5 protein-coding genes are annotated in these 6812 nt (G+C 72.1%); 3 read left to right on the top strand and 2 right to left on the bottom strand.

Annotated elements, in window-relative coordinates; genetic code table 11:
- Positions 1-59: 59 nt before the first annotated feature.
- Positions 60-986 (bottom strand): cyclase family protein, encoded by a 927-nt coding sequence (locus ACWGIG_RS18480; RefSeq protein WP_453322676.1) that lies wholly within the window; start codon positions 984-986, stop codon positions 60-62.
- A gap of 85 nt (positions 987-1071) precedes the next feature.
- On the opposite strand from ACWGIG_RS18480, the gene ACWGIG_RS18475 reads away from it, so the two are divergent.
- The 3 genes from ACWGIG_RS18475 to ACWGIG_RS18465 all read left to right on the top strand — a co-directional run bounded on the left by ACWGIG_RS18475 (position 1072) and on the right by ACWGIG_RS18465 (position 4366).
- Positions 1072-1992, top strand: coding sequence for an SDR family oxidoreductase (locus ACWGIG_RS18475; RefSeq protein ID WP_453322675.1), 921 nt, complete (start codon positions 1072-1074; stop codon positions 1990-1992).
- A gap of 185 nt (positions 1993-2177) precedes the next feature.
- Positions 2178-3320, top strand: a complete 1143-nt coding sequence (locus ACWGIG_RS18470; RefSeq protein ID WP_453322674.1) for an acyl-CoA dehydrogenase family protein — start codon at positions 2178-2180, stop codon at positions 3318-3320.
- Complete coding sequence (locus tag ACWGIG_RS18465) at positions 3317-4366, top strand: Zn-dependent alcohol dehydrogenase (RefSeq protein WP_453322673.1); 1050 nt, start codon at positions 3317-3319, stop codon at positions 4364-4366. Before ACWGIG_RS18470 ends, ACWGIG_RS18465 begins: the two co-directional genes overlap by 4 nt.
- Before the next feature lie 1267 nt (positions 4367-5633).
- Here ACWGIG_RS18465 and ACWGIG_RS18460 read toward each other — a convergent pair.
- Positions 5634-6800: a GlxA family transcriptional regulator gene (locus ACWGIG_RS18460; RefSeq protein ID WP_453322672.1), complete on the bottom strand. Its 1167-nt coding sequence runs from the start codon at positions 6798-6800 to the stop codon at positions 5634-5636.
- Positions 6801-6812: the final 12 nt, after the last annotated feature.

The raw sequence follows: 6812 nt of genomic DNA, 5'->3' as shown, positions 1-6812 counted from the left end.
GACCGCCTGCCGCACGGCGAGCGTGCGTCCGGTGCGGCCGGTGCCGGCCGTCCGGACGGCTAGAGGATCGCGACCGGGGCGACGGGTGTGCCCGTGCCGCCGACGAACGGCTCCGGCATCGCGGACAGCAGGAACGCATAGCGCCGATCTTGTGCACAGGCTGTGGACAACTCTTCCAGATTCCAGTTCTGCCCCTGCAGCATGCCCATCTCGACGAGGTCGAGGGCGTGCACCGGCAGCCACAGGTTCTCGATCTCGGGCGGGAAGATCTCGAAGGTGAGGGTGTCGTTCGCGACCGCGGCGACGTCCCGGGCGTGGAACCACTCGGGGGTGCGGAGGGAGAGCCCCGGCGACGGATAGCCGTACCCGTGCTTGTCGCCGCCCAGATACACCTGGATCTGCCCGGTCCGTACGAGTACGACGTCCCCCGCACCGACCTTCGTCCCCGCCAACTCCTCGGCTGCGTCCAGGTCTTCGGGCGTCACGGCGTGGTCGCCCGGCAGCCTGTCGACGCCGTGGGTGCGCGCCACGTCGAGCAACACTCCTCGTGAGACGACGTGTTGGGCCTTGTCGATGCCGGCGAAGGCGGCGCGGGTGTGCGGGGTGATGGTGTCGGCGGGGCGGCCGTTGTAGATCTTCCCCGAGTGCGAGACATGGGTCAGGGCGTCCCAGTGGGTACCGGCCTGGAGCCCCATCGTCACGGCGTCGTCGCTGGTGGCGACGGTGCCGGGGCCGAAAAGCTCCTGGTTGATCTGCACCATCGAGTGCAGCGGATTGACCCGCCCCGGGATCATCCCGGTCTGCACGCCGTCCTGCTGGAGCGGCAGTGCGAGGGGGATGCGGCGGCCGGTGCGGACGGTCTGCGCGGCGGCCCGTACGACGTCGTCGGTGATGAGGTTGAGGGTGCCGATCTCGTCGTCGGCTCCCCAACGGCCCCAGTTGTTCACGCGCTTGGCGATGTCGTGGAACTCGGCGGGCAGCGACATTGCGGAGCCTCCTGGGTCTTGTGCCGGAGCGTCGTACGGGTTCTAAAATCTAACGGACCGTCAGAAACCTTGGGAAGGCGTGGTGATGGGGAACTTCTTGACCGGCAAGGTCATAGCGGTGACCGGAGCGGGGCGCGGCATCGGCCGGGCCGTCGCACTGGCGTGTGCGGCGCAGGGCGCCCGGGTCGTCGTCAACGACTACGGCGTGTCGATGGAGGGCGCGGAGCCGACCAGCGAGGTCGCGGCGGCCGTGGTCAAGGAGATCGAGGCGGCGGGGGGCGAGGCGCTCGCGGTCGCCGACGACATCTCGACGATGGCGGGCGGCCGGCGGGTCGTCGACGTGGCCCTCGCGAACTTCGGGCGGCTCGACGGGGTGGTGTGCGTCGCCGGAATCCTGCGTGAGCGGATGCTCTTCAACATGTCCGAGGAGGAGTGGGACCCGGTGATCGCCACGCACCTCAAGGGCACGTTCACGCTCTTCAGGGCGGCGTCGGCGGTGATGCGCACACAGGGCTCGGGCACCCTCATCGGCTTCACCAGCGGCAACCACCAGGGCAGCGTCGCCCAGGCGAACTACAGCGCGGCCAAGGGCGGCATCATCTCGCTCGTACGGAGCGCGGCGCTCGGCCTGCACAAGTACGGGGTGACGGCGAACGCGGTCGCGCCGGTCGCGCGGACCCGGATGTCCGCGAACGTACCCATGGAGCTGAAGGAGATCGGCGAGCCGGAGGACGTGGCGGCCCTCGTCGTCTACCTGCTCTCGGAACGGGCCCGCGAGGAAGGCATCACCGGGCAGGTCTACACGATCGCGGGCCCCAAGATCGCGGTCTGGGCCCAGCCGAGGGAGCTGCGCGCCGGATACGCGGAGTCGGGCTCCTGGACCCCGGAATCCATCGCGGACTTCCTGCCCGGGACGGTGGGTACGGACCCGATGCCGATGCTGGCGCAGTTGGAGGCGATGCGGGAGGCGGCGGCGAGGGGGGAGCGTCCGAACGTGGACCGCTGAGCGCGGGGCGGGGCGGTGGGGCGTGTTGCGTCGTGCGGGTGCGTCGTGGCTGGCCGCGCAGTTCCCCGCGCCCCTGAATGCCTGCCCCCGAGCCGCTTTACCACCGCCTCCTCGGGCCCCGCGCGGAGCGCACCCCCTCCGCGATCGCCCTTGCTCGCTGCCGTCCCCGACACCCAGGAGCCCCCGTGGATCCCGATGCCCTCTTCCGGACGGAAGCCCGCACCTGGCTCGCCGCCCGTCTTCCCGCCCGCGAGGGCCCCCGCGCCTGGGAGCGCGAGCTGGGCGACGGCGGCTGGATCGGCCTCGGCTGGCCGCCCTCCGCCTCGTACCGCGGCAGGCGTGCCACCCTCTCCCAACAGGTCGTCTGGGCCGAGGAGTACGCCCGCGCCCACGCCCCCGCCCGCCTCGGCCACATCGGTGAGAACCTCGTCGCGCCCACCCTCATCGCCCACGGCACCCCCGCCCAGCAGGCCAGGTTCCTCCCCGGCATCGCGCGCGGCGAGGTCCTCTGGTGCCAGGGTTACAGCGAGCCCGGCGCCGGGTCCGACCTGGCGGGAATCCGCACGGCCGCCGTCCGGGACGGCACGGGCACCGGCCCGGCCACGTACCGCGTGACCGGTCAGAAGGTGTGGACCTCGCTCGCCCGCGAAGCCGACTGGTGCTTCGTCCTGGCGCGCACCGATCCCGCCTCCAGCCGCCACCACGGGCTGTCCTTCCTCCTCGTTCCGATGGAGCAGGCGGAGCCAGGCCGGATCGAGGTGCGGCCGATCCGGCAGATGTCGGGCACCTCGGAGTTCAACGAGGTGTTCTTCGACGGCGCGGTCGCCGAAGAGGTCGTCGGCGGGGAGGGCAACGGCTGGGCGGTGGCGACGAGCCTGCTCGGGCTGGAACGAGGTGTTTCCACGCTCGCCCAACAGATCGGATTCGAGAGGGAGTTGGCGGACGTGCTGGCGGCTGCGGACGGTGTGGACGACCCCGTCCTCAGGTCCCGTCTCGTACGTCAGTGGAGCGAGCTGCGCGTCATGCGCTGGAACGCCCTGCGCACACTGGGGAGTTCGGCTGCCACCGCCCCCGGCGCCCCCAGCGTTGCCAAGCTGCTCTGGGGCGGCTGGCACCAGCGTCTCGGTGAGCTGGCGATGCAGGTCCGGGGCGCGACGGGCACGGTGGGGGTGGGCGAGTGGGACGGTACGTACCGACTCGACCCGATGCAACGACAGTTCCTCTTCTCGCGGGCCGACACGATCTACGGCGGCTCCGACGAGATCCAGCGCAACATCATCGCCGAGCGCGTGCTCGGCCTGCCGAAAGAGACGAGGGGATCGCGATGAGGGGTGTCGTTTTCGACGGGAAACAGGTCGAGGTGGTCGACGACCTGGAGATACGGAACCCGGGTCCCGGCGAGGTCCTGGTGGCGATCGGCGCCGCCGGGCTCTGCCACAGCGATCTCTCGGTCACGGACGGGACCATCCCGTTCCCGGTGCCGGTGGTGCTCGGCCACGAGGGTGCGGGCGTGGTGGAGGCGGTCGGCGCCGGGGTCGCGCACGTCGTGCCCGGCGACCACGTCGCCCTGTCCACCCTCTCGGGCTGCGGTGCGTGCGCGGAGTGCGACCGGGGGCGGCCCACCATGTGCCGCAAGGCCATCGGAATGCCGGGGCAGCCCTTCTCCCGGCAGGGTGCACCCCTCTACCAGTTCGCCTCCAACTCGGCCTTCGCCGAACGCACGTTGGTGAAGGCCGTACAGGCGATCAAGATCCCGAAGGACATTCCGCTCACCTCCGCCGCGCTGATGGGCTGCGGTGTCGTGACGGGCGTCGGCGCCGTCCTCAACCGCGCCCGCGTCGGCCTCGGCGAGAGCGTCGTCGTCATCGGCACCGGCGGCATCGGGCTCAACGTCATCCAGGGCGCCCGGATCGCGGGCGCCTCGTCCATCGTCGCCGTCGACACCAACCCGGCCAAGGAGGAGGCGGCCCGCCGCTTCGGAGCCACCCACTTCCTGCCCTCGGCCGACGAGGTGCGCGCCGTACTGCCCACCGGGGCGGACCACGTCTTCGAGTGCGTCGGCCGAACAGCCCTCGTACAGAAGGCGATCGAGCTGCTCGACCGGCACGGTCAGGCCATTCTGCTGGGCATGACCGCGCCGACGGACGAGGCGACCTTCCTGCCCGCCGCGATGTTCCTGGACAAGTCGATCCTCGGCTGCCGTTACGGCTCCTCGCGCCCGCAGCTCGACATCCCGCTGTACGCGGAGCTGTACCGGCAGGGCCGGCTGCTCCTCGACGAGCTGGTCACGGAGACCTATCCGATCGAGGACTTCGCGAAGGCGGCGGACGACGCGCACCACGGGCGGGTGGCGCGGGGCGTCCTCACCTTCTGAGCGGGGAGAGGTGGGGTGTTCGCATCTTCTGAGCGGGGGTAGGCGGGGTGTTCGCATCTTCTGAGCGGGGAGAAAAGGGGTGGGGCGCCCGGACCGCGCACCCTAGCCTCGGCCCATGAGCTATCGCGTCCTGGCCACCCGGCCCGTCCTCTCCCTGGCGGCCGTCACCGTCGCCGCCCGCCTGCCGGTGGCCATGGCACCGCTCGCCGTGGTGCTGCTGGTGCGCGAGCGGCCCGGCGGGTACAGCGTGGGCGCCACGCTCGCCGCGGTGTACGTGATCGGTGAGGTGGTCGGGGCCTCCGTGCTCGGGCCCCGACTGAAGCCCCGGCGGGCGCGCCCCGCGCTCGCCGTCGGGCTGGGCGTGGGGGCGCTCGCCTTCGCAGGGCTCGCGGTGTGCGCGCAGGCGCATCCGGTGGTGCTCGGGGTGCTGGCCGCGGTGGCCGGTGCCGCGCCGGGGGCGGTGCCCGGCGGACTGCGGGCGCTGCTGACGTCGGTGGTCGAAGAGGTGGTGGTGGCGCAGGCGTTCAGCGCGGACGCGATCTTGAACTACGCCGTGTGGGCGGCCTCGCCCGCGATCGCCACCTGGCTGGCGCTCGGCATCGGCCCGGTCGTACCGATGTTCCTGGCCGCCGCGCTGATGGCCACCGCGGTGGCCGGGCTGTGGGTGCTGCCCGCCGGATGGCCGGCCGACGAGTCGGACCGCAAGGGCGTGTCCATGGCGCGGACGCTCGCCTCCGCGTGGCCGCTGTACGTGACCGGGGCGGCGGGCCTTTCGCTGCTGGCGCTGGCGGAACTGGTGCTGCCCGCGCTGCTTGAGCAGCGGGGCATGGCGGTCGGCTGGGCAGGTCCGCTGCTGGCCGCCTATTCGCTGGCCGCGGCGGTCGGGGCGTACGTCTACGGGCTGAGGACGTGGCCCGGGAGCCCCGAACGGCAGTCCCTGGTGCTGCTGGTCGCGGTGGCGCTGGTGGTGGGGGCGAGTGCGGTGGTGCCGGTGCTCGGCTGGATCGGGGCGGGTCTCGTGGTCGCCGGGCTGCTCCAGTCGTGCGTGCAGATCGCCCGCAGCCTGTCGTTGAAGAAGGCCCTGCCCACGAGCGCCTTCGCCGCCGGGTACTCGATGATGTACGCGGCCGTGAGCGCGGGCTACGCGACAAGTGCCGTACTGGCAGGGGCGGTTCAGAGCATTGCTGCGCCGTCCACCGCGATCGTGGCGGGAGCGGGACTGTGTCTGGTGCTTACGGCGGTCGCGGCGGTGGGGGAGCGGCGGAGGTCAGGTGGGGGTGGGATCGGAGCCGTCCCGGGTCCCGGAGCCGGTGCCGATGCCGGTGTCGATCCCGGTGCCGGTGCCGGTGCCGGTGCCGGTGTCGATCCCGGTGCCGGTGTTGGTGCCGGCTCCGAACGAGCCGGTGTCGGCGAGGTTCGTGCGGAAGGTGCGGCGGTAGACCGTGGGCGGGACGCCGAGCGCGGCCTGTAGGTGCTGGCGCATCGACTGCGCCGTGCCGAAACCGGCCTCGTGGGCGACCTGGTCGATCGACAGGTCGCTGGTTTCGAGCAGGTGGCGGGCGCGTTCCACCCGCTGCTGGGCCAGCCACTGCCCGGGACTCACGCCGACCTCCTCGCGGAAGCGGCGCGTGAAGCTCCGTACCGACATGGACTCCTGTTCGGCCATGTCACGGAGCTGGATCGGCTCGTGGAGATGGCCCAGCGCCCATGCGCGGGCGGCGGTCGTGGTCGCCAACTGGGGTTCTGGCACCGGCCGTCGGATGTACTGCGACTGCCCGCCGTCCCGGTGCGGCGGTACGACGCTGCGGCGCGCCACGTCGTTGGCGACCGCCGCCCCGAAGTCCCGGCGCACCATGTGCACGCAGAGGTCGACGCCCGCCGCGACCCCCGCCGAGGTGAGCACGTCACCGTCGTCGACGTACAGCACCTCGGGGTCGACCCGGACGGCGGGGAAGAGTCGCTGGAACCGCTCCGCCCAGTACCAGTGGGTGGTGGCGGGGCGGCCGTCGAGGTAGCCGGCCGCGGCGAGCACGAAACCGCCGGTGCAGATGGAGGCCATGCGGGTGCCGGGGCGGACGAGGCGGAGGACTTCGGCGATCTCGTCCGGCAGGAGACCCTCCTCGTAGAGGGCAGCGGGTTCGTACGCGGCCGGGACGATCAGGGTGTCGGTGGTGGCGAGGACTTCCGGGCCGTGCTCGACGTACAGCTTGAAGTCGGCCTGGGTCTGGATGAGTTGGCCGGGTGAGGTGCCGAAGGTGACGACCTCGTAGAGGGGTGCGCCGTCGGTGGCGTATGCGCGCCCGAAGATGCGGTGCGGGATGCCGAGCTCGAAGGGGATGACGTCGGGGAGGGCGAGGACGGCTATGCGGTGGCGGGCCTTCTGCTGAGGGGCCGGGCCTGGGGCCGGGGCCGGGGCCGGGTCTTCGGAGGTCATGGCCCGATCGTA

The sequence above is a fragment of the Streptomyces sp. NPDC054863 genome, assembly GCF_053610825.1.
This window is presented reverse-complemented; position numbering and strand designations above follow the sequence as displayed.

Bases quoted from the DNA above. Each gene is read 5' to 3' on its own strand.
- ACWGIG_RS18475 (WP_453322675.1), top strand. From the start codon at position 1,072: ATGGGGAACTTCTTGACCGGCAAGGTCATAGCGGTGACCGGAGCGGGG.
- ACWGIG_RS18460 (WP_453322672.1), bottom strand. From the start codon at position 6,800: ATGACCTCCGAAGACCCGGCCCCGGCCCCGGCCCCAGGCCCGGCCCCT.
- ACWGIG_RS18465 (WP_453322673.1), top strand. From the start codon at position 3,317: ATGAGGGGTGTCGTTTTCGACGGGAAACAGGTCGAGGTGGTCGACGAC.
- ACWGIG_RS18480 (WP_453322676.1), bottom strand. From the start codon at position 986: ATGTCGCTGCCCGCCGAGTTCCACGACATCGCCAAGCGCGTGAACAAC.